13 protein-coding genes are annotated in these 20,816 nt (G+C 59.5%); 9 read left to right on the forward strand and 4 right to left on the reverse strand.

Annotation, left to right across the window (positions count from 1 at the left end; translation table 11 throughout):
* Nucleotides 1-471 precede the first annotated feature (471 nt).
* The 4 genes from RGUI_RS17015 to dcd all read left to right on the forward strand — a co-directional run bounded on the left by RGUI_RS17015 (nt 472) and on the right by dcd (nt 4,893).
* Nucleotides 472-2,118 (forward strand): IS1634 family transposase, encoded by a 1,647-nt coding sequence (locus RGUI_RS17015; protein WP_081535123.1) that lies wholly within the window; start codon nt 472-474, stop codon nt 2,116-2,118.
* A gap of 166 nt (nt 2,119-2,284) precedes the next feature.
* A complete protein-coding gene (locus tag RGUI_RS17020) occupies nt 2,285-2,674 on the forward strand; it encodes a hypothetical protein (protein ID WP_081535125.1) in 390 nt (129 codons plus the stop codon).
* Nucleotides 2,675-3,008: 334 nt separating this feature from the next.
* Nucleotides 3,009-4,250: a hypothetical protein gene (locus RGUI_RS17025; protein WP_156883014.1), complete on the forward strand. Its 1,242-nt coding sequence runs from the start codon at nt 3,009-3,011 to the stop codon at nt 4,248-4,250.
* Nucleotides 4,251-4,293: 43 nt separating this feature from the next.
* Entirely contained in the window at nt 4,294-4,893 is a 600-nt protein-coding gene (dcd, locus tag RGUI_RS17030) for a dCTP deaminase (RefSeq protein WP_172841178.1), read from the forward strand.
* Between the two features lies 1 nt (nt 4,894).
* Here dcd and RGUI_RS22550 read toward each other — a convergent pair whose 3' ends face one another.
* Together RGUI_RS22550 and RGUI_RS21550 are read right to left on the reverse strand one after the other, a co-directional pair.
* Nucleotides 4,895-5,509 (reverse strand): RES family NAD+ phosphorylase, encoded by a 615-nt coding sequence (locus tag RGUI_RS22550; protein WP_081535131.1) that lies wholly within the window; start codon nt 5,507-5,509, stop codon nt 4,895-4,897.
* Nucleotides 5,509-6,180, reverse strand: coding sequence for a hypothetical protein (locus tag RGUI_RS21550; RefSeq protein WP_156883015.1), 672 nt, complete (start codon nt 6,178-6,180; stop codon nt 5,509-5,511). Before RGUI_RS21550 ends, RGUI_RS22550 begins: the two co-directional genes overlap by 1 nt.
* A 723-nt stretch (nt 6,181-6,903) precedes the next feature.
* On the opposite strand from RGUI_RS21550, the gene RGUI_RS17040 reads away from it, so the two are divergent.
* The gene (locus RGUI_RS17040) at nt 6,904-10,749 is read left to right on the forward strand and encodes a hypothetical protein (protein WP_081535133.1); all 3,846 of its coding nucleotides are present in this window, start codon (nt 6,904-6,906) and stop codon (nt 10,747-10,749) included.
* Between the two features lie 83 nt (nt 10,750-10,832).
* Here the strand turns inward: RGUI_RS17040 and RGUI_RS17045 are convergent, their stop codons facing one another.
* Nucleotides 10,833-13,703 (reverse strand): YecA family protein, encoded by a 2,871-nt coding sequence (locus RGUI_RS17045; protein WP_156883016.1) that lies wholly within the window; start codon nt 13,701-13,703, stop codon nt 10,833-10,835.
* Nucleotides 13,704-14,306: 603 nt separating this feature from the next.
* Nucleotides 14,307-15,665, reverse strand: a complete 1,359-nt coding sequence (locus RGUI_RS17050; protein WP_081535137.1) for a site-specific integrase — start codon at nt 15,663-15,665, stop codon at nt 14,307-14,309.
* A gap of 701 nt (nt 15,666-16,366) precedes the next feature.
* On the opposite strand from RGUI_RS17050, the gene RGUI_RS17055 reads away from it, so the two are divergent.
* The 4 genes from RGUI_RS17055 (at nt 16,367) to RGUI_RS17070 (ending at nt 20,815) form a co-directional block, all read left to right on the forward strand.
* Nucleotides 16,367-17,464 carry an ABC transporter ATP-binding protein gene (locus tag RGUI_RS17055; RefSeq protein ID WP_081535139.1) on the forward strand — a complete coding sequence of 366 codons (1,098 nt, stop codon included), beginning with the start codon at nt 16,367-16,369 and terminating at the stop codon, nt 17,462-17,464.
* Nucleotides 17,465-17,544: 80 nt separating this feature from the next.
* Entirely contained in the window at nt 17,545-18,651 is a 1,107-nt protein-coding gene (locus RGUI_RS17060) for an extracellular solute-binding protein (protein ID WP_081535141.1), read from the forward strand.
* A 98-nt stretch (nt 18,652-18,749) separates the two neighbouring features.
* Nucleotides 18,750-19,037 carry a DUF1330 domain-containing protein gene (locus RGUI_RS17065; protein WP_081535143.1) on the forward strand — a complete coding sequence of 96 codons (288 nt, stop codon included), beginning with the start codon at nt 18,750-18,752 and terminating at the stop codon, nt 19,035-19,037.
* Nucleotides 19,037-20,815 (forward strand): ABC transporter permease, encoded by a 1,779-nt coding sequence (locus RGUI_RS17070; RefSeq protein ID WP_081535145.1) that lies wholly within the window; start codon nt 19,037-19,039, stop codon nt 20,813-20,815. Before RGUI_RS17065 ends, RGUI_RS17070 begins: the two co-directional genes overlap by 1 nt.
* Nucleotide 20,816 lies beyond the last annotated feature (1 nt).

Genomic DNA, 20,816 nt, shown 5'->3' on the forward strand with positions numbered 1-20,816 from the left:
CGGTCGAAGGCACCTACCTTTTCAGCGCCACGCGTCTCTACATGGACAACGCCAACGCGATCGCGCGCATGCGGGTGCGGCTCGTCCTCTACGGCACGAAGGAAATCTGTGGTTCCATCGGCGAGAACTCCGCGAACGACGTCTAGCCCGAACTTGGTTGCAGATAATGGTGCCTCTGACGGTCGGCGATGCCGCTGAGCTTCAGGGGTATTTCCGGTACGCGGACGGCTACTTCACCACTGACCAAAGGTCGTTCTAGGGCTGCAGGGTAGCTTGAATGGATACATCATGAGTGGGACCGCCGAACTTCGACAAAATCCGGGGGAATCTGCGTGAGCGCGTTCAGCGCAGGTATGGGATTTCAATAGCTTAAGGCGCGCGAGGTGGGCAGTTCGGCCGAAGTCGTGTAGTTACACGTTATGATGTTTAAGACCCTATGAATGCGCCCAAACGTGCGATATCCTGCATGCCATGTTCACGCGCATCACCGAGAGCGGCGGGCGTCGCTATCTGCAGATTGTCGAGTCCTTCCGTAACGAGGCGGGCAAGCCCCGGCTGCGCGTCGTGGCCAATCTGGGGCGCGTGGACGGGATGAAGGATGGCCAGCTCGATGCGCTGATCCGGGGGCTCAGTCGCGCCGCGGGTCGGGTCGAGCCCGAGAAGGCCGAGATCACCTACGAGGCGGCGCGCAGCTATGGCGACGTCTTTGCCCTGCACGAGTTGTGGAAGGACCTTGGTTTCGATCATGCCCTCGGCCGTGCGCTGCGTTCCGGCAAGCGGAAAGTCGACGTGGAGGCGCTGGTCCGCGCCATGGTGTTCAATCGGTTGTGCGACCCCACAAGTAAGCTGGGCTGCCTGCGCTGGCTGGAAACGGTCGCCATGCCGGCGATGCCGGACACCGTCACCCATCAACACCTGCTCCGCGCCATGGATGCGTTGATGGATCACGCCGATACCGTCGAAGGCGCGCTTGCCAAACAGATCCGTCCGCTGGTCGATCGCGATCTGGCCGTGGTCTTCTATGACCTGACCACGGTGCGCATCCATGGCGACGGGGATGTCGCGGACGACCTCCGCGCTTTCGGGATGAACAAGGAAACCGGCGGCATCGCCCGGCAGTTCGTGTTGGGCGTGGTCCAGACCGCGGACGGCCTGCCGCTCATGCATACCGTTCACCCGGGCAACATCGGCGAGACGAAAACCCTGCAGGGCATGCTCAAGACAGTCTTGCAGCGCTTCCCCGTCCAGCGTGTCATCCTGGTGGCCGACCGCGGTCTGCTCAGCCTTGAAAACATCGACGAGCTGACCGCCCTGGCCGATCAGGACGACCGCAAGCTGGAATTCATCCTCGCGGTTCCCGCCCGTCGTTATGCCGATCTGGTCGAAACCTTCCAGGGCCTTGCTTTCGACGAGGACGGGTTGGCGGAAAGCAGCTTCGCCGGCCACCGCCTGATCGTCGCCCATGATCCCGTTCGAGCCGCCGACCAATCCGACCGGCGCCGCGCGCGCATCGCCGAGCTTGAAGCCCAGGCCGAAAAGATGGTCGCAAAGCTCGACGCGCAGGACGGCGGCCAGACCGCGCGAGGTCGCCGTGCCTCCGACCGGGGCGCCTATAGCCGCTTCACCCGCGCCGTCGCCGAGGCGGAAATGACGCGCTTCCTCAAGGCAGACCTGCAGGCCGACCGGTTCAGCTGGAGTGTTGACGAGGACGCCGTCGCGCGCGCGGAGCTCTTCGACGGCAAGCTCGCGCTCCTGACCAATGCCCCCGACCTGACGCCGACCGCAACCGTGACCCGCTACAAGTCGCTGGCCGATATCGAACGCGGCTTCCGCGTCCTGAAATCCGATATCGAGATCGCCCCCGTCCACCATCGGCTGCCCGACCGCATCCGCGCCCACGCGCTGATCTGCTTTCTCGCCCTCGTCCTCTACCGCGTCATGCGCATGCGGCTGAAGGCAAAAGGACATGACGCCAGCCCACGAACCGCCCTCGACATGCTCGCGCGCATCCACCGCCACGAAGCCCGGATCGCCGACCGAAAGCTCGACGGCCTCACCACCCCGACCCCCGAACAACTGGACCTCTTCGACACCCTGAACCTGCCAAAACCCGCCTGATCACCCTCGCGTAGTTACATTTTGGCCAATCTCGCCATAACGATATCAATCACTTACGCGTTTTACTGGTGAACTTGAGGGACCGCTCTCTTAATGACTTGACCATCCACAGATGCTAATGGCAGTCTGGAGTGTTAGAGACGTAAATGATCAAGGGTGATTTAGCATGCACGAGACCTTGTCTTCGAAGCTTGCCGACTTCGGATGGGAGGTGCTTTGCATGCCCACCAGTCCTGACAAGGACCTCAAAATACTCCTACGCAATCGTGCGGAGCAAATAATTGAAGAGTCGACACAAGTTGTTTCCGATGTATCAGGAAATTTTCAAGAACAAAATGTTTTGCCTGCGAATTCAACTCTCCGTCGGCTTGTACGGAACGGGAAGGCGAGTACTCTTGGGCCGTTCAGCGACGCCGTGAAGCCGTTTCATGAAGAAGCGACCGACTTGCTCACCGACTTCATTAAGGAAGACCTTAGTTCTGACAAGCCGGAGAGATCGAAGCTGATGGGGGCACTATCACGCTACAGTGAATTCCTTTCGGAGTACAGAATATAGAAATTGGCGTATTTTGATGATTTCCGAGAGGGAGTTTATTGTACAATGGAGAGCGCAACTTCTTGAAAAGTCTTTGCGTCTTTCTCAAGTGCTTAAGTCAATCACTGCAAGCGCGCCCCAGTACGAATCGGGCGAGGCGCCCGCTCTTAAAGCGCTCCGAGACACCACTCACTACCAAGTCGCAGACTTTCGCCGGAAGCTCAACTTAGCGATAACACACCTACCTGAAACTCTTTCTCCCGATGAGACGCGTATGGCAGCGCAGTCATGCCGTTCAGACGTTTCTAGATTTGTGAATTTGCACTCGAAACTGGTACACTTCCCACGGGAGTGGGTGAGACCCGAGATTGATCTTTTTGTGAATGAGTTGAGCGAACGTCTTTCCGAAGCCTCTCGTGACGCATTGGGCTACAACTTAAGCCTCCTCGAGAACCTTACAATTACCTCTTCTGCGAATTTCAACTTCGGGAATCTATCTGGGAGCCCAGAATATCTGGCTGGTACTTTTGAGTATGATGAAGCCTTCCTCGAGCAGTTTTCGGATGAGGCGGACATAATCAAACTGCCCGAAACGGAGCAACAAGACATCTGCGCTTGGCCTGCAATTGTCCATGAACTAGGCCACACTGTTTTTCGAGAATTTGATCTTTATCACGACAGTGAGTTCCAGAGCATTCCAGAGAACCTGTCGAAAGAGCGAATCCAGCAGCTTAGGGATCGAGGAGTTCGCCTCACCGATGAGCAGGTTAAGGCTATTTCAGTCTACTACGGGGAATGGGCGCAGGAGATCTTCTGCGACCTATTTGCTGCGTCCGCACTCGGACCAATGTTCCTAATTTCGCTTGCACAGCACGCGCTCTTTTGGACAACCCATAGCGTCCAAAAGCCGTCAGAGCACTACCCGCCCATAGCGCTCAGGCTTGAGGAGTTAGGCAAATTCCTGATGAGAACAAACTCCGAAATTTCCAAAGACGCCGTAAGTAGTGTATCTGGAATAACATCTGCAAGGTCCTTGATTGACAGAACGTTCAGAAGCGACGATGCGCGAATTATCGAGTTAGACGGCGTTGGCGAGATGCCGTCACGGGATCACGTTGCAAAGATTTTCTCGTCAATCAGTGGTACCGGTGTCTTCAAGAAGATTTGTGGGGACCGGCCAGAAATCTGTGCCGACCGTGTAGCCGATCTTTACGCAAGGGTGGGTCAGGGGCAAAATATTGCTGCTAGCCGTATCCAACGCGCTGGTAAGAATGAGGATGATGGAATAAGTGACAAGTATGCCCAGATTGCAGAGCATCCCAGTGACTTCTTCGAGATGATGACGGCCGCTGTCTTCTTTCAGGGTGGAGTGAAGATGTCGCGAACTACCCAGACAAGGGACATGTTTAGGGGCGACACTGACCCAAACTCATATCTTGATCGCCTAGCAAGATCTTTTTCTCTTTCTGATTTGGGTCAGGGCGACTTCCTCTCAGCCGCAACCGGCTTCATACATAACTCAGATCATCTTATTATTCGGTCCTTGGAGGCTAATATGATAATGAGACAGCTAATTTCCGGACGGGGTGAGGTGTAGACGTTCTATGTCTCTCCCGGTTTCTCCTACCATCTTGTCGGATATGGAGATCGCTGATGCGATCTTGAGTGGTGATCTAGTCGTCACACCGCTGGTGTCGACTGAGCAACTGGGACCGACTATTGACCTTAGGCTTGGCACAGAGTTCTCGGTCAAGCGTATGGATAAGCTGCCATTCTTCGACGTGTTCAGGTTTCGTGAGGACGCGAGCAGAAACGGAATAGAGGCTCAACGATATAATGAGAGGGTTCGAATTGCCAATCTTGGCAAGCCGTTCTTCCTGCACCCTGGGCAACTCGCGCTTGGATCTACTCTAGAGCATATTGAACTCGGGCCCTCGATTGGAGCGTTGCTTGAGGGGCGCAGCAGCTGGGCGCGCGAGGGCCTAAATGTACATACCACTGCCGGCTTCATTCATCCCGGATCTAAAGGCGTGATTGTGCTGGAACTCTTCAACAATGGTCAACATGCGCTTCCATTGTATCCGGGAATGCGCGTGGCGCAACTTCTGCCCTATAGACTTAAGCACGAAACCCGGAAACCATACTCATTAAATTCACGCTACCATGGCATGACAGAAACGCGAATTGGGGTCCCATGGGAAGATTGGGAGTTCGATGTCTTTTCAAAGTACAGAAAATAACTTACGGCGGCGCCGATATAGAGAACGAGAGGGTGGATAACACGCTCGGTAGATCGGGATGTTTTAGTAGTGGAGTGACTGAACTACTTTCAGCTTTGTGGATCGCTCTGTCAAATATGCAGATGCACTCGCCAATCGTATGTCGTGACTCCCAGATGAAACCGTCTACGTCGGAATAGTTCTCGTAGATGAATCGAGAAAATCGACGTCCACGGGTGTGAGATCCCGCGCGCGATAGGTCTGTATGAAGACCTAGATATGCCAGCCCCGGACCCGTGAGGTCTACTAGCGTCATGCGCGCGTGGGCACTCGAATTTGCAACGACAACCGAGCGTGAGTTGATTTCTGTGAAACGAATGCTGCGAGTTCTTTCATACACGCCTCCACTTCCAAAGCGTACGGAATATCGGCCGCGAACCAAGACCTCGGCGAATGCAGTTGTGAGCGAATCTGCAAAGTAGGTCACAGCATACTTCGGGTCTTTGCCGTCACAATACCTTGACTCATAAGGAACGCTCTGAAGCGGCGTTGCAGAATACGCCGTTCGGACAATACGAATTTCGTTCGCGAGGGTGCGTTGCTTTAGCCGATCTTGTAGGCGATCTTCGAACGCCATCAGTCGTATCCTTCAATATACGCGGTGGCTAGTTCAAGAACCAAATCCAATTTGCCCTCTAAAAGGAGTTCCATCGGACGCCGTTCTGGAGCCTTGTCGGAGTGTGTCAGCGGCTCATTCAAGAAATCCCAAGCTTCCTCGTGGCTGGCGAAAAATTCGATGACCCGTGGGATGCCTGGCACGATTCGACGTTGTCCACGTATCTGCTCAATTGGAACTAGGTAATTCTTTCCCGCACTCTTGAATCCCAATATCTGGTTCTTGCTGATCCAAGAAGTTACGGTTGCTGTCGACACTCCTAGTCGGTCCGCTGCGGTTCTCGCGCTCACCAATACTTCCATACCCGACACTTCGGGAGCCGGCACTATGAACGGATGTAAGTCGTTGGGGATTGACGCTAGAAATTCTGGCGAGACATAACCTTGAGTATTTGCATCGGCAGCATCTCTTCCGGAGTCAAGGAGCTTGCGGACCCCGCGTCTATTCGTAGGAAGGATCATTCGACCCTCACTATAAGATTGATTTACGGTAGGGACCATTGACGCCTCGCTCAATGCTCGGCTCACAACGTGCTGCGCCAACTCAGGGTTGGCTGCGAGCCATCTGAGAGTGTCTCTTGACAGTCCCTCCAATCGCAAAGTGAATTCCGTCGCGTCTTTCTCTTCAGCCATCGCACTCTCCTCGGTCCTTATACCACATGTTGTTTAATATAGACAATGTGTTTAGTGTGTTCAAGATGTTTAGCCATGTCAGAGCATCGGGTTTCTGGGCCTTGGAGCAGCTACCGTTGCCAAGAGGTACTCCGGCATAGTCTGCCCGGTCGAAACCGGCGTCCGGCAGCTCCGTGCCAGAAGCACCGCGATATCCGTCAATTTATTTGTGGAGAACGTCAGATCTCGGACGCGTCGCCTCCGGGATTTGGTTGCATGTGGAGCGTTTCCTCAGATTGATGGAGGATCGTGCCGAAACCCGAGGCGTCTGAGACGTCTGAGCCATTTGTGTTTACGGATCATGTGCACAGGGCGTATCGGCGTGCGCCTCTGCACTCGAAAAAGCTGAAATCGCGTAGCCCGCACCTTTTCACTCCGCGCCTGCCAATTCTACGCCGCAATCCGTGGGACCACGCTCTCAACCAATCGCAGGAATCGTGAGTTGCGAGCCCCCCTAACCAAATAGCTATGCGTTTCCATATACGTAAGCTCGGCCCTCCGAGGCGGCGCTCGCGTTTCCAACACGCGTGGAAGCATGAGGAGCCGAAACCCCTCGCGCCATTGCGAAAAGCAGTACTTGGTCCTGCTAGCGCACCTCTCTTGCGCCGTCGCGGTTCACTGAACCCAGCCGTTGGCCACTGATTATCGCTGGAGGATAAACCGCTTCGTGCCTATTCGTTCTTCATGGATAACGAGGAAACGAATCTGGAAGCGGGCCCAAAGGGAGCTGAAGTAGCGACTCTCGGGCGCACAATCAGCAGTAACCAGGATCTGTTGGTGGCGATCATGGATTTCTATGCCCGCAACCCGAACGTCATCGGCGGCGGCGATATTCTTGCCATCACCGGGAGCACGCCCGCCGCCCGCGCCGGCATGGTTGCTGCGTCGCTCGCCGGCATTGTGATCAAGGGCGACGAGCGCGCGATCCAACGCGTCGTTGTGGTGATTCCGCCTGGAGGGGATGTCGCGCAGGCAGACGGTCTTGTCTGGAGCAGCTTTGTACAATCCTTCGAATCGCTCGCCCGCCGGCCGCTTAGTCAGGACGAGGAGGCGTGGTTCCGTAATCGCCTGATTGTCCATGCCGCTCCAACCGGACGTCATGCCAACCTACTAGAGCTGGTTGCCGGTCAGGTTGAAAGGACCGCACTGATCGTGGTCGAAGCGGCTGGATATCGCGACGACACGATCGCACCGTTCGTGCCCTCTGGTGCGCGGACCCCTCTAATCCCGGAAGACGTCTGGGTGCCGCAGGTGCATGCGCTCGCGGTTGCAGCCGCGCCCTTAGCCTTAGAGCGGAAGCTCTACGTCGTCCTCGATATCAATGAGAGCTCGCCGATCCGACCAGAGCTTGGCGACCTCCTGCTCTCAATCGACGCATTCGGCGTAATGGGATCGACGGCGGACGAAAGCGCAGAGGCCGTCATTACGCAACGCATTGATGATTGGGAGCGGTGGGTCGCACGAGGTCAAGCTGGCCGCGCCCTTGCCGACGTTGACGCTCTTCCACCCGTAGCGGAGGCACAGAAGCCATTTCTCAAGGTCCAACTGCTCCACAAGGCGGGTCTTCGCCTTGAGGCGTTGAACATGATCCGGACCGAGCTCCTCGCGCGACCCGACCTTGATCCGTCTACCCGCGTGCGGCTCGGCCGTATCGCCGGGGATGCTGGCGCAACGCGCCTCGCTGGCGAGCTCATTGGGTCCTGCATCGATGCGTTGGAGAGTCGTGAGGACCTCGAAGCCGCGCTCAACACGTTCGAGCATTGCGACCGAGACCTTGCGGACCTCATCGCGGCACGGCTCGAGGCTCGGTTTCCTGATGCCCAAGGCGTCCGCCGCCATCAGCGTCAGCAACTTCTTCGTGTCCGCGATCACGCGGGTATCGCTGAGTTGCTGCGCGACGACGACCCTCCGCGATCCGCCTTCCATGCGCGCCTTGCCAAGGAGTTCGCTGGCAAAGGTGTCCCAGACTATGTCGAGCTCATCCGTTCTGGCGAGACGGCGCAGGTATCGGAAGAATACCGTCTGGCGAGCGTGCAGGACGCACTGGCGCGCGGACTCATCGTGCATGCCTTTGGGCTTATCGGCGCCATCCCCAAGTCCGATGCACAGGCTCATCGTTGGGAAGGGCTCGCGCTCCAGGTACTCGAAGGCGGGTTCCTCTTGGCTGGGCCAAACGGCGAACCTGCCGCCGGTATCGACACAGCGAAGGAGTTGCTTTCCCAGCTGATCGGGCGCCTCGCCGCCGATCCGATGAACGCGGGTCTGCGCTTCGGCCTCATTGAGGTGCTCAAGCCAGAGGTCGCCGGCGCGACGGGGCTGGCTTTGATAGCCAAGCTCGTCCTCGACCTTGCAGGTAGGCCCGTGGCCGTCGACAAGAGCCCACTAGAGGTCTCGGCGAGCATGGACTGGCTGTTGGCGCACAAGCCATTCCTCCAGCGCGCGCTCAACTGGCTCCAATCCGAGCAACCAATCATCATCGGTAAGCTGGCGCTGCCCACGGAACTCCTTACCGAGAGCGCCGATGAGGCGATCTCGGCTCTGTCATCCTACATCGAGCGGGCACCGATCTCCAATGACAGCGATATCCACGCACTACAGCTCTATCTCGCAGTTGCAGCTGCCATCGCGCCGCATGCCGCAGACCCCGACATCGACCTCAGACTCTACCGGCTGGCCGCTGGCAAGATCGCGACCAGCAACTTTGCGCAGACAGGCCGCGATCTTGTAGAGGCAGCGCTTCAGGCGGGAGTGGCGACGCCTAGACGCAGACGCTTGGCCTGGTTTGCCGTGGCTGACACCTATCATCGGACGCGTGATCATTTAACCTCGCTGGTGGCGCTTGCCTGTGCCTTTGCGGCGGACAATTGCGCTGACGAGGAGGAGTTCTGGCAGGAGGTCTACGGATTGACCCGCCTTCTTCGCGACATCGGCCTGCTAGACGCAGCGCTTACCATGGTCGACACGGGACGCGAACTGTTGGAGCGGATGGAGCTCGCCGAGGCATATGGCCATCGGCTTGAACTTCTGAGCCTACAGGTGCGACTGTCCCGACGGGCCCGTGATGACCCCGCTGAACTCGCGACCATGCTCGCCGAGGCCACCGCAATCGGGCACACTGTTCTTGATCGCAGTGACGAGACCGCGCCTAGCGGCATCGTCTTGGGGCAGCTCATCCGCGACGCGCGCGTGCGGGGAGTCGAGGTGCCTCACGAGGCAGATGAGGTCTTCGCCGAACTCAACAAGTCGGCAGGTGGGGCACTTGCAGCGATGATCGAAGCTACCGCCGCGCAGGTACCGACGCCCGCTCAACTTGCCGGTCTTGTCGCAGCCATGCCTCCAGCACGTTATGCGGAGGACGTTGGTTATGACATGGGGAATATCGCCACCCTCGCGCAGCGGAGCCTTGCGGATGAGACAGTACTAGATGTGGCTCAGGACGCGAGCTTCGTACTTGAGCTTCTCGCAGACCGAGGAACAGCGCTTCCCAACTGGGACGAGGCGGCCGCACCACCAGCGCCTCAGGGGCAGGGCCAGCCAGCCGCAATCGCGCGCTCAATCTCGGCGGATGGGCTCGATGTCCTGCAGTTGGGTTTCGATGCCACAGGCCGATTGATCCGTCTCGCTACAAGCAACGGCGAGCTGGGCAAGCCGATCGTGGAGGATGGCGACAAGTTCTCTCGCCCCGCGTTCCAGGCTTGGTCACAATCCTTCCCGTTTCGCTACGGCGTTGATGACAGCCCAAACCTCTTCTACCGCACTACGGAACGTCTGCAGTTGGGATGGTCAGCCGCGCGCCCGACGATTGTCGCAGCGTCGAGCGAACTTCAGGCATTCCCGCCCACGATCCTCTATGACGGGACGGAGTTCTTGGGCCGAAAGGTTGCGGTAACCGCTGTACCATCTCTCACCTGGCTGAACGGGGCGCGCGAACGCGCCCATAAAGGCGATGGTCGCCGCGTCGCATGGATATCGACTGCGGAAGGCGAGGACGGCCGCTCCACCCTGACGCTGCTCGCGCAGCGCCTCGATGGACCGTTCACCGATTATGGCTTCGCGGTTGATAATGGTGGCGTCCTGCCAGAGCGCTTCGCCGGCGCTTCTATGGCGGTCCTGACGGCGCATGGTGGCATTCACCCGGATGGACGCTTCTTCCAGTTGGTCTCCGACGAAGGAGCCCTCAAGGTCTCGGCGGCGGACCTTGCCGCGGCCGTTCGGAACGTGGGCGTCGTGGTCCTTTTCATCTGTAGCGGCGGCCGTGCGGACAAACATCCGATGGCCAACACCACCCTGGGCCTCGCTAAGCAGGTCCTCGACCGTGGCTGCAGTGCCGTGATTGCCTCGCCATGGCCGCTCGACTCTCAAGTGCCACCTCATTGGCTCGAGGCATTTCTCGCGCGGTGGGAGGACGGCGACCGTTTGATGGACGCGGCTTTTGCTGCGAACCAAGCGGTCGACAAACGCTTTGCCCTGGATCCCGCGCGCGGTCTCGCGATGATGACCTACGGCGACGGACTTCTGACGAAGCCCTAAATTTCACTCTCGGCCAAAATGTTACGATCGGCAGGCCGGAGGCGCTGGAGCGGCCGGTTCCCTATGCCGCAGTGAGGTTGAGTTCAATGATTCCGACCGTGGCATTTCTTAAACTTCTTTCCTGATCCACAGGGGCAACGCTCATTCCGTCCAATTTTTCGTCCACTGGAACGCATGGACGTCGTTGTGATGGGCTCTACTCCACCTAGATGCTTCGCGACGTTGTCATGTGTGCTTGCAGGAGGCATCCGCTGCGGAGGTGGGCCGTACCTCCGAAGCTGGGCGATCAGCTCCCGCTGGTTCTCGAGTTCCTTCTGTACCAAGGGGGGAAGGCCGGCCTTATAGGGCTCCAGACGGGCCATTTCGGCTTCAGCATCGGAGAAGCGTTTGCAGCAGGCGAGCACGACCGCGTACTGAGAGCGCACCGTGATCATGTAGTCGGCGGGCTTCCACTGCCGGAGTTGAGGCAGGATAATGGTGTCCATGATTTGCAGCGCCCCGTCGAAGTCGCGCATGCTGATGAACTGATCGACAAGATCCTGCCCCACACGGAACAGGGATTCCGGAGCACGCGCCAAATCGTAGAACTTCAGAGCATGAATGCGGGCAAACGGTGAGGTTCTCCCCATTGCGTCACTGGCTTTGGCGAGGACGTCGAGAGAGTCAGCAAGGTGCTTAATGTCGTCGACATCGGTTCCCTCTTTCATCATGAGCGCTAATTCAGGGGCATTATTTCCGATCACTTTTGCCGGAGTCAGGCCAATCAGCTGGTAGTATTCTTGAATGACCGGCTGCACCCGTTTGGACGCCGCATCTGGATCGCCGAGAGCTAGTTCGGCGCACGCGACATTGTAGCGAAATACACGCTGGTGACTCGGAGGAAGAACTTCGACGATGGGCGTGAGCTCCGAGATCAGACGCATCGCGCCTTGCCTGTGACCGTTGCTGGCTAGGAAGCTCATCCTCTTCATGCCCACGCGAAGCCGTTCCTCAGCTCCCAGATCGTGTGCATTGATCAGAGCGTCCATTCGGTCGAGCCAGGATGCGGCCCGGTCGGAACCAGCTCTGATGTCAGCGAAAGCCAGTGCATCGAGCGCCTTTATCTGCTGATCGGGAGGAATAGTGTCGTCCTGTGCACCGCGGACGAGAAAAGCTTCGACTTCGGGCCAAACACCCATTTCGTGAAAGAGCTCGTCGGTCCCCATCTCGACCAGAATATCTAGGCGCCCAACCTCACCGGTGAGCCGGAGAAAAAGGGATAGCTTTGTCGGGTGCCAGCTCTCCAGGAGGCTCTGCTGAACTACAGTTCGCAGCTCCTCCTTTCGCGCTTTCATGCTCTCAGCGCCACGGAGAAGCAGCCGTCCCTTGCCTACGACACGTGCTGCATCGTGGAGCTCGATCCGGTCGTCAGCAAAGACCTGGAGCAATCCGTGACCAATCAAGTGTCGGAGAGCGGCGTCGAAGACTGCCGGATTGGCATCTCCCGCTGCAGCAAGATAGGAGCGCACTTCCTCGCGTGTGAGAGGCGCATCGCATAGGCTGAGCAGCTCGGCCACGCCAGCCACTGCCACGGGTAGACGATCGAAGATCCGTCCGAGAATGAGGTCTTGGGCGATCTCCCTGGTGTGTGCTGAACGTGAGAGATCCGCACACAGCCGCCTCAAAGAACCATCGTAGTCCGATTTTGCAACCGAGATGGCGTTGAGAACGAAGAGAGGTAGGCCGCCGGTGAGATCGATTAGCCGCTGGCAATCCGCGGCATCACCGTGGCAACCTTCATCGTGGGCAGCGGCCGCGACCGTATCGGGGGCCCATCCCAACAGGGACTCGCGCGCAACTCCGAGAACAGCCTCGAGGGTGGAGACTTCTCCTTCGGGACGTCCCAGAAGCACAAAGCGCATTTCCCGGCCGGCTTCGATGACGCCAACCAGATCATCCGCCAGCAACTGGTGAACATTGTCGAGGGCGACCGTGACGGCTTTACCCTGATCGGCCAGACGCCGAGACAAAACCCGGAAGATCTCTCGCCCGGACGCACCGGGTAGGAAAATCTCTCCAAGGCGGTAACCTGTTTCGAACATGCGACCTGCGACCTCACGTGCGACCGCATTGGCGAGGGCGGAACCAGGTATTTCCGCGACGTCTAGGTAGACCAACGTTTCCGGAGCATGCTGCGCTGACTGAGCCAGCCATGAAGTCTTGCCGGCCCCCGAATAGCCGACGATTAGTCGGACCCTCTCTCCTGTCAGCAGTTCTGGTTCGTGTTCCTGAACCCGGTAGGGAGACGGAGGTAGGGGCAGGTCCTGTAACTGCAGAACCATTTGCTCGAACAGGCTAGGAAGCTCTCCGACCTGAAAGGCATGATCAAGGACCGCGTCTTCGCCGGTAGCCGCAAGGGATACGAGACCCGCCAGCTTCCAAACGAGCGTTTCCGGAGCGAGCGTTGCGAACGGCAGTCCTTCCGCCATCTGGTAGGCCGCTTCAGCCGCTTCGAGAAGCGATGCTTGGGGAGCCGGAAGGATACGGCCGTCGGGATCGGCCGCTGGCCAATCAATCCGCACATCGGCCGGCCAGTCGGCCGCGGCGAGCTTTGCGGCGAGAGGGCCGTTCGGCGCCGCGTTGCTCACGATGAGGAACGCGGCGTCTCCGTCGCGCTCTCCCCTTTCGTGAGCCAAGCGCAATTCGCCAAAGCGCGTCAGGGCTTCCTCAATATCGTTCCATGCGAGCGGTCCTTTCCGGTGCTTCACCTGGATGTAGATGCAGCGCCCATCCAGTTGCACCTCGACATCTTCGTCGTTCTCAACCTCGACCCGCTGAATCGACAACGACGCTGCCGATAAGAGGCACTGCACTGTGTAAAGATGTTGAAACAGGAATCCGCGATGAACGGCTTCGATACGAACGAGCTGGGCTGGATCCAGCACGTTGGCTCGTTTCTGCGCTGCCGAGGTCAAATACAAGGCCTCCGGCGATCCGAGCTCTGTGGTCGATAGAAGCCATATCCCATCAGGTTCTTTCTACCCAGAAGTGCAGATGACCGATGCGTTGCCCATGCCATCAACCGACGCAACATCTCCGTCAAAGTGGGTCCGTCCCTCAACTTAGAATGTCGAGGTAGTCGCTGCAAACATACATTCTGCCGCGCTGCTTTCCCGTCACCTCCCGCTCGATACCGAAATCCTCGAGGTGTTGGATCGACTTCGCAATTGTCCAAGTGGATCAGCAGACGTATGGCGGCCCATCGACGAAGCCAACCCTCAGTATTGGTCGATGTGAAGCGACGGAAGCTTGCGTCGAAATCGTCACCGATGGAGGATAGGGTTGAAACCCAAACTGCCTGAGGCGGTTGGGGAGTTTCATGTTCGGATCGCCTGTAAAAGGCGTATCGGCGCGCTTCTCTGTTGTCGAGAAGGCTGAAATCGCGCGACCTTGACCTCTCTACGCCACGCCTGCCCATCCTACGCCGCAAGCTGCGGGACCGCGCTCTCCACCAACCTTAGTTGCGAGCCCCCGCAACTAAGGTTGGTTGCGATTTGCTCGGTTTCATTTGCGCAGTATCAACTACCCGAGTCACGATACTCTAGCAGCTTTGGCTTAGGCGCAGGCCGCGACTCGATCAGCATGTGCTCGATGGCTGACTTTCGCGACTCCCGGTCTAGCGTGTACGTGTTCCGCCGGAACTCGACGCCCTCCAGCAAGGCCTTCAGATATCCCGCCACCGTGTCTGCCGCCATGATCAGCGTCGAGTCGAGCGTGTGCACGTAGCGGCTGGTCACGGAGCCTTTCGCGTGGCCGATCAGGGCAGCGATTGTGATCTCGGTGAAGCCCAGATCGTTCGCGATGCTGGCGAAGCTGTGTCGCAGTACATGCGGTGTCACATCCCAGAGCGGCGTGTCCCTCAGCAGCTTCTTCCAGCTTTGTGGAAAGTTGCCCACCGCGTTGTCGATGCCCTGGCCGGGAAAGACATAGGTGCCGGTCCGCTTAGACCGCTTGCTTTCCAGGTACTCGATCACCGGAAGGCCGATCGGCCGCACGGATGCGCCTTCCTTGCTGTCGATCAGGCGCAGGCAGCTGCCTTCGATGTCGACCTCGCTCCATCTGAGATTGATGATCTCTCCGCGCCGGCATCCGGTCACTGCAAGAATCCAGAGGATCTCGGCATGCAGGCGATAGTGGTCGCTCTTCTGCGCCCGTCGCAGGATGCCGCCCAGGATCCGGTATTCCGCTTCACTCAGCCTCCGATCGCGCACCTGGTATTTCGGCTTGCGCAATCCGTGGGTCGGGTTGTGATCGATCACGCCGGCTTCCACTGCATAGGAGAATATGCCGCCAAGCAGACCCATGGTGCGGATCGCCGTTCCGCGACCGCCGCGGACGATGGCCTTGCCGCGCAGCTTCTCGGTCTTCATCACGACGCGGGTCTTGCCCGCGATGATGTCCTTCATGAGATTGTTCATGTCCGGCTTGGTGATATCGCGTACGCGGCGGGTGCCGAGGAGGGGGATGATGTGGCGGCGGATGCGGCCCACGTCGATCTCGATCGTCGAGGCTCTCTTGGGTCGGCCGCCCTTGCCCATGATCAGACCGGCCTCCATGTCCTCGATATATTGCTCGCAGAGCTGCCTGACCGTCAGCGCCCTCCGGTCCTCCTCTCGTTCCTCGGCCGGATCGTTGCCTCGGGCGACGTTACCGAGCAGGGCCTTCGCCTCCCGCCGTGCCGTCTCGGGCGTCCAGATTCCATGCCGGCCGATCGTGTAGCGGCGGCATCGTCCCCGCGCGCGGTACTGGATGATGTAACTGCGCTTCCCAGAGGGGTAAACGCGGAGCCCGAAGCCGGTCACCTCATCATCCCAGACCGCCGTGCCCTTCGGCCCCGGCTTGACCGCTTCGACAAATCGCTTTGTGAGCTTCGGCATGCTCAAGCCCTCTTTTTGGGCCCGGTTTCACGAAAGCAGGACGCAACCACGCGGCCGGAAACCAAGGCGTATTCTCGGATAGAGCTTTCGGCGCGGCGGTTGGCCGTGTCTATGATTATTCAATGATTATAGCGCTCTAGCGGGCTCTATCGCATGTTTAGGAAAGCCCATTAGACCCGCTCCGAAGGCAGAGGCCACAGGTTCGAATCCTGTCGGGTGCGCCATCCCTTGCGCCTCAGACTGCATTTCATGGTACCCTTTGGGCGGGTGCCCGTGTTGGCTTGGTGCCGGCTGGCGCGAGCGGGTTTCCGGACTTTCTGGCATGAATAATGATCGTGCCGCGGGGACATCCGCCCTTCTTCTGCTGAAAATCTATGCGTTTTGGCGCATTTGGTGCGCAAATATGCGCCATGCTTTCGCATCCGATGGCACGTTTGCCGCAGGAAGGCTGAATGGCGCGGCATTTCCCTGTATCCGGGGCGCGTGGTGTAAGAAAGCCGGGGAACCGCGTGTGTTGGGTTTCGAGCGGGGAAGAATAAGATCGGAAACAGGGGGGCGGATTCCGCCCGGTTCCGGTCGCGCAGGCCCGCTCCCAAGTTCTTCGTTGCACTCAAACGCGCACCTGCTACCTTTTCGAGCAGCGGACCAAGAGCCGCATGTGGTTCCCGAAAGGGATGCTGCGCAATAACGGGGAGTGAAATTTGGCCGTCGCAACGGACAAGGGCTTCGTGGTCTTCGACCGCGTGCAAAAGAGCTATGATGGGGAGACACTGGTCGTAAAGGACCTCAATCTCTCGATCGGGAAGGGCGAGTTCCTGACGATGCTGGGACCGTCGGGGTCGGGGAAGACCACCTGCCTGATGATGCTGGCGGGGTTTGAGACCGCCACCCATGGCGACATCCTGCTGGACGGCAATCCGATCAACAATATTCCGCCGCACAAGCGCGGGATCGGCATGGTGTTCCAGAACTACGCGTTGTTCCCGCACATGACCGTGGCCGAGAACCTCGCCTTTCCGCTGGAGGTCCGCAAGATCGGCAAGTCGGAGCGCGAGGCGAAGGTGCAGCGCGCGCTGGAGATGGTGCAGATGGGCGAGTTCGGCGGGCGCCGCCCGTCGCAGTTGTCAGGCGGGCAGCAACAGCGGATCGCCTTGGCCCGGGCGCTTGTGTTCGAGCCGGAACTGGTGCTGATGGACGAACCGCTGGGCGCGCTCGACAAGCAGTTGCGCGAACATATGCAGTTCGAGATCACGCGGCTTGCGCACAACCTGGGGATCACGACGGTCTATGTCACCCATGACCAGACCGAGGCGCTGACCATGTCGGACAGGGTTGCCGTGTTCAATGACGGACGCATTCAGCAACTGGCACCCCCCGATGTGCTTTACGAACAGCCCGAGAACAGTTTCGTGGCTCAGTTCATCGGCGAGAACAACACGCTGATGGGCAACGTCAAGGAAATCAACGATGGTGTTGCGCTGGTCGAACTGGACGACGGCGAAGTGATCGACGCCAAGCCCGTGAATGTGGGGGCGCCGGGTGAACGAACGCTGGTGTCGATCCGGCCGGAACGGGTCGAAATCAACAAGGAACGGCTGTCGCCCGATGCCCATTTGATCCATGCCGAGGTGCTGGAGTTCATCTATATGGGCGACATCTACCGCACCCGGTTGCGCGTGGCGGGCAACGACGATTTCGTCATCAAGACCCGAAACGCCCCCGACCAGCGCCGGCTGAAGCCGGGCGAGCATATCGAGATCGGCTGGCTGCCGGAAGACTGCCGCGCCCTAGACGCCTGAGCGCGCGGCAAGCCCCGCCGCTGGCCGGAAGGGTGGGGCGCCAAATACGAAATGAGCGATAAACCAAGGAGAGATATCGCATGAAACTGAAAAGCATCCTGCTGACGACAGGTGCGGCGCTGCTTGCCGCGCCCCTCGCCCATGCCGAGGATATGGCGGACTCCATGACGCTGGTGTCCTGGGGCGGCGCCTATCAGGAAAGCCAGAAGAACGCCTATACCGAACCCTACAAGGCCATGCACCCCGAGGTCGAGGTCATCTGGGATTCCAGTTCCAACGAGGCGGTTGCCAAGCTGCGCGCGATGAACGAGGCGGGCAACGTCACCTGGGATTTGGTGGACGTGACCGGGGCTGACGCGATGCGGCTTTGCGATGAAGGCCTCGCGATGGAAATCGATGCCGACGAGGACCTTGCCCCTGCGCCGGACGGCACCCCGGCGTCGGAAGACTTCGGCGACATGATCATCAGCGACTGCTTCATCCCGCAGATCGTCTATTCGACCACCTTCGGCTACCGTACCGACATGGTGGGCGACACGCCGCCCGAAAGCGTCTGTGCGATCTTCGACACCGAAACCTACCCGGGCAAGCGCAGCCTTGAGAAGCGTCCGATCAACAACGTCGAATGGGCCCTTGTCTGCGATGGCGTGCCCGCCGACGAAGTGTACGACGTGCTGGAAACCGAGGAAGGGCAGGACCGCGCGCTGGCCAAGCTCGACACGATCAAGGATGACGTGATCTGGTGGTCTGCGGGTGCCGACACGCCGCAGCTTCTGGCCGATGGCGAAGTCGTGATGGGCTCCACCTACAACGGTCGTCTGTTCAGCCTGATCGAAGAGCAAGACCAGCCGGTCGCCATGCTGTGGGACTATCAGGTGTTTGACCTTGACGGCTGGATCATTCCCGCCGGCCTGCCCGCGGATCGTCTCGCCCGCGTGATGGACTTCCTCTATTTCGCGACGGACACCCAGCGCCTTGCCGATCAGGCGAAGTACATCTCCTACGGTCCGGCGCGTGCGTCGTCTGCGCCGCTGGTGAGCAAGCACGCCACGCTTGGCATCGAGATGGCACCGCACATGCCGACCGATCCGGCGAACGCCAAGACGGCCGTTCTCTATAACTTTGAGTTCTGGGCGGACTACCGCGACGACTTGGACGCCAAGTTCCAGGCCTGGCTGGCGAAGTAAGCCTGACTGGCGCGTGCCCATCAGGGGGCGCGCCACACTGACAACGGCCCCGGCGCCCGGTGCGCCGCGGCCCCGATGTACGGCAGGGGGAACGCGCAATGCCCAAGGGCTATATCATCGCCCACATCACGGTGAACGATCCGGACGCCTATCAGGAGTATATCCGGCGCGATACGCCGATCCTTGAGGCAGCCGGCGGACGGTTCGTGGTTCGCGGCGGGCAGGCGCAGGTGATGGAGGGCACGGCCCACGACCGCCATGTCGTCATCGAGTTCCCCAGCTATGACGCCGCCCTTGCCGCCTATAACGATCCTGCCTATCAGGAGGTCGCGGATATTCGCCGCCGGACCGCCGACAGCGTGATCCTTGTCGTGGAGGGTGCGTGATGGCGACCCTGAGCGGCACAGGCCCTTCGACGGCAGACTCTCCGACACCCGATGATGCCTTGCATGAGGCCGCGGCCCTGAAGAACCGCGAAACCGCGCCGCAGCATGGATCGGGCGGCAATGGCAATGGCCCGGTTCTGGCGGCCGATGGAACCCCCTTGAAGAAGAGCCTGCAGCGGGCCCTGCGTGCCGAGAAACTGCGCGCGCTGGCCCTGATCGCGCCGCTTCTGATCTTTATCCTCGTTACCTTCATCGCGCCGATCGCGGACATGCTGTTCCGCTCGGTCGAAAACCAGATCGTGTCCGAGACGCTGCCGCGCACCGCGCAGGTCATTCAGGAGTGGAACCCCGACGATAGCGACCTGCCCCCCGACGAGGTTCTCGCCGCATTCACCTATGACCTTGTGGCCGCGGCCGAGCGCAAGCAGCACAGCCGCCTTGGCACCCGCCTGAACTATGAACAGACGGGCCTTTCCTCGCTGTTCCGCAAGACCGGGCGGAGGGTGGACGATTTCGGTGAGCTTTACATGGATCAGTTCACCGACCTCGACCCGGCGTGGGAGGCACCCGCGACATGGATGTCCCTGATGGCGGCCCCCGGCTGGCAGGCCGACTATCGGGCGTGGGAAGCCTCCGCCGACGCCGCGAAAGAGGCCGGGCGCGCCTTTGACACGCCGCAGCCCCTGTTCCGCGTCAAGGCCGGTATGGCCGACGTCCTGCCCGAGACGGCCGATGCCTACGGCGAATTCGCCCGGATCGTTCAGGTCGAGGACAACGACAACCCGGCCGCCGAGGAACCCTGGGCACCGGTCTATCTCGCGCTCTACCGTGACCTGATGTCGGTCGGGCCGGGGGCCATAGGAAAGCTGGATGCGGAAAGCCGTGCGATCCTCGACCCCGCACATGACGCGGTCGAAGGTTTCGAAACCGTTCCGCTGTTCGACCTGTTCACGGATGTAGACAAGGACTGGGCCGATCCGGAGGCGTGGTCGACCATCCGCACCTTCATGCCCGCCTATACCAGCGGCTATTTCCTGAATGCCGTCGACCTGCAGATGACGGCGGATGGGGTTGCGGCCCAACCCGAGAACCAGCAGATCTATATGCTGTTGTTCAAGCGCACGCTGATCATGAGCCTTGTGATCATGGGAAGCTGCGTGCTGCTCGGCTATCCCATCGCCTACCTGTTGTCGAACCTGCCGCTGCGCACCTCCAACCTGCTGCTCATCCTCGTGCTGCTGCCGTTCTGGACATCGCTCTTGGTGCGCACATCGGCGTGGAAGGTTCTGCTCCAGCAACAGGGGGTGATCAACGATATCCTTGTCTGGGCGGGGCTGGTGGACGATGCGAACCGCCTGATCATGATGAACAACCAGACGGGCACCATCATCGCGATGACGCATATCCTTCTGCCGTTCATGATCCTGCCGCTTTATTCGGTGATGAAGACGATCCCCCCCACCTATGTCCGCGCGGCGAAATCGCTGGGCGCAACGAACTGGACGGCGTTCTGGCGGGTCTATTTCCCGCAAAGCGTGCCGGGCATCGGGGCGGGCTGTATCCTCGTCTTCATCCTTGCCATCGGCTACTACATCACGCCGGAGCTGGTTGGGGGGACGTCGGGGACGTTCATTTCCAACCGGATCGCCTATCACATTTCCAGCTCGCTCAACTGGGGCTTGGCCGCGGCGCTGGGCACCATCCTGCTTGCCGTCGTCTTGCTCCTGTACTGGGTCTATGACCGGCTGGTGGGCATCGACAATGTCAGCCTGGGGTAAC

The sequence above is a fragment of the Rhodovulum sp. P5 genome, from assembly GCF_002079305.1.
Lineage (GTDB): Bacteria > Pseudomonadota > Alphaproteobacteria > Rhodobacterales > Rhodobacteraceae > Rhodovulum.

Coding starts and splice junctions, on each gene's coding strand:
- RGUI_RS17060 (WP_081535141.1), top strand. CDS start 17,545: ATGAAACTGAAAAGCATCCTGCTGACGACAGGTGCGGCGCTGCTTGCC.
- RGUI_RS17020 (WP_081535125.1), top strand. CDS start 2,285: ATGCACGAGACCTTGTCTTCGAAGCTTGCCGACTTCGGATGGGAGGTG.
- RGUI_RS17070 (WP_081535145.1), top strand. CDS start 19,037: ATGGCGACCCTGAGCGGCACAGGCCCTTCGACGGCAGACTCTCCGACA.
- RGUI_RS22550 (WP_081535131.1), bottom strand. CDS start 5,509: ATGGCGTTCGAAGATCGCCTACAAGATCGGCTAAAGCAACGCACCCTC.
- RGUI_RS17015 (WP_081535123.1), top strand. CDS start 472: ATGTTCACGCGCATCACCGAGAGCGGCGGGCGTCGCTATCTGCAGATT.
- dcd (WP_172841178.1), top strand. CDS start 4,294: ATGGAGATCGCTGATGCGATCTTGAGTGGTGATCTAGTCGTCACACCG.
- RGUI_RS17040 (WP_081535133.1), top strand. CDS start 6,904: ATGGATAACGAGGAAACGAATCTGGAAGCGGGCCCAAAGGGAGCTGAA.
- RGUI_RS21550 (WP_156883015.1), bottom strand. CDS start 6,180: ATGGCTGAAGAGAAAGACGCGACGGAATTCACTTTGCGATTGGAGGGA.
- RGUI_RS17065 (WP_081535143.1), top strand. CDS start 18,750: ATGCCCAAGGGCTATATCATCGCCCACATCACGGTGAACGATCCGGAC.
- RGUI_RS17050 (WP_081535137.1), bottom strand. CDS start 15,665: ATGCCGAAGCTCACAAAGCGATTTGTCGAAGCGGTCAAGCCGGGGCCG.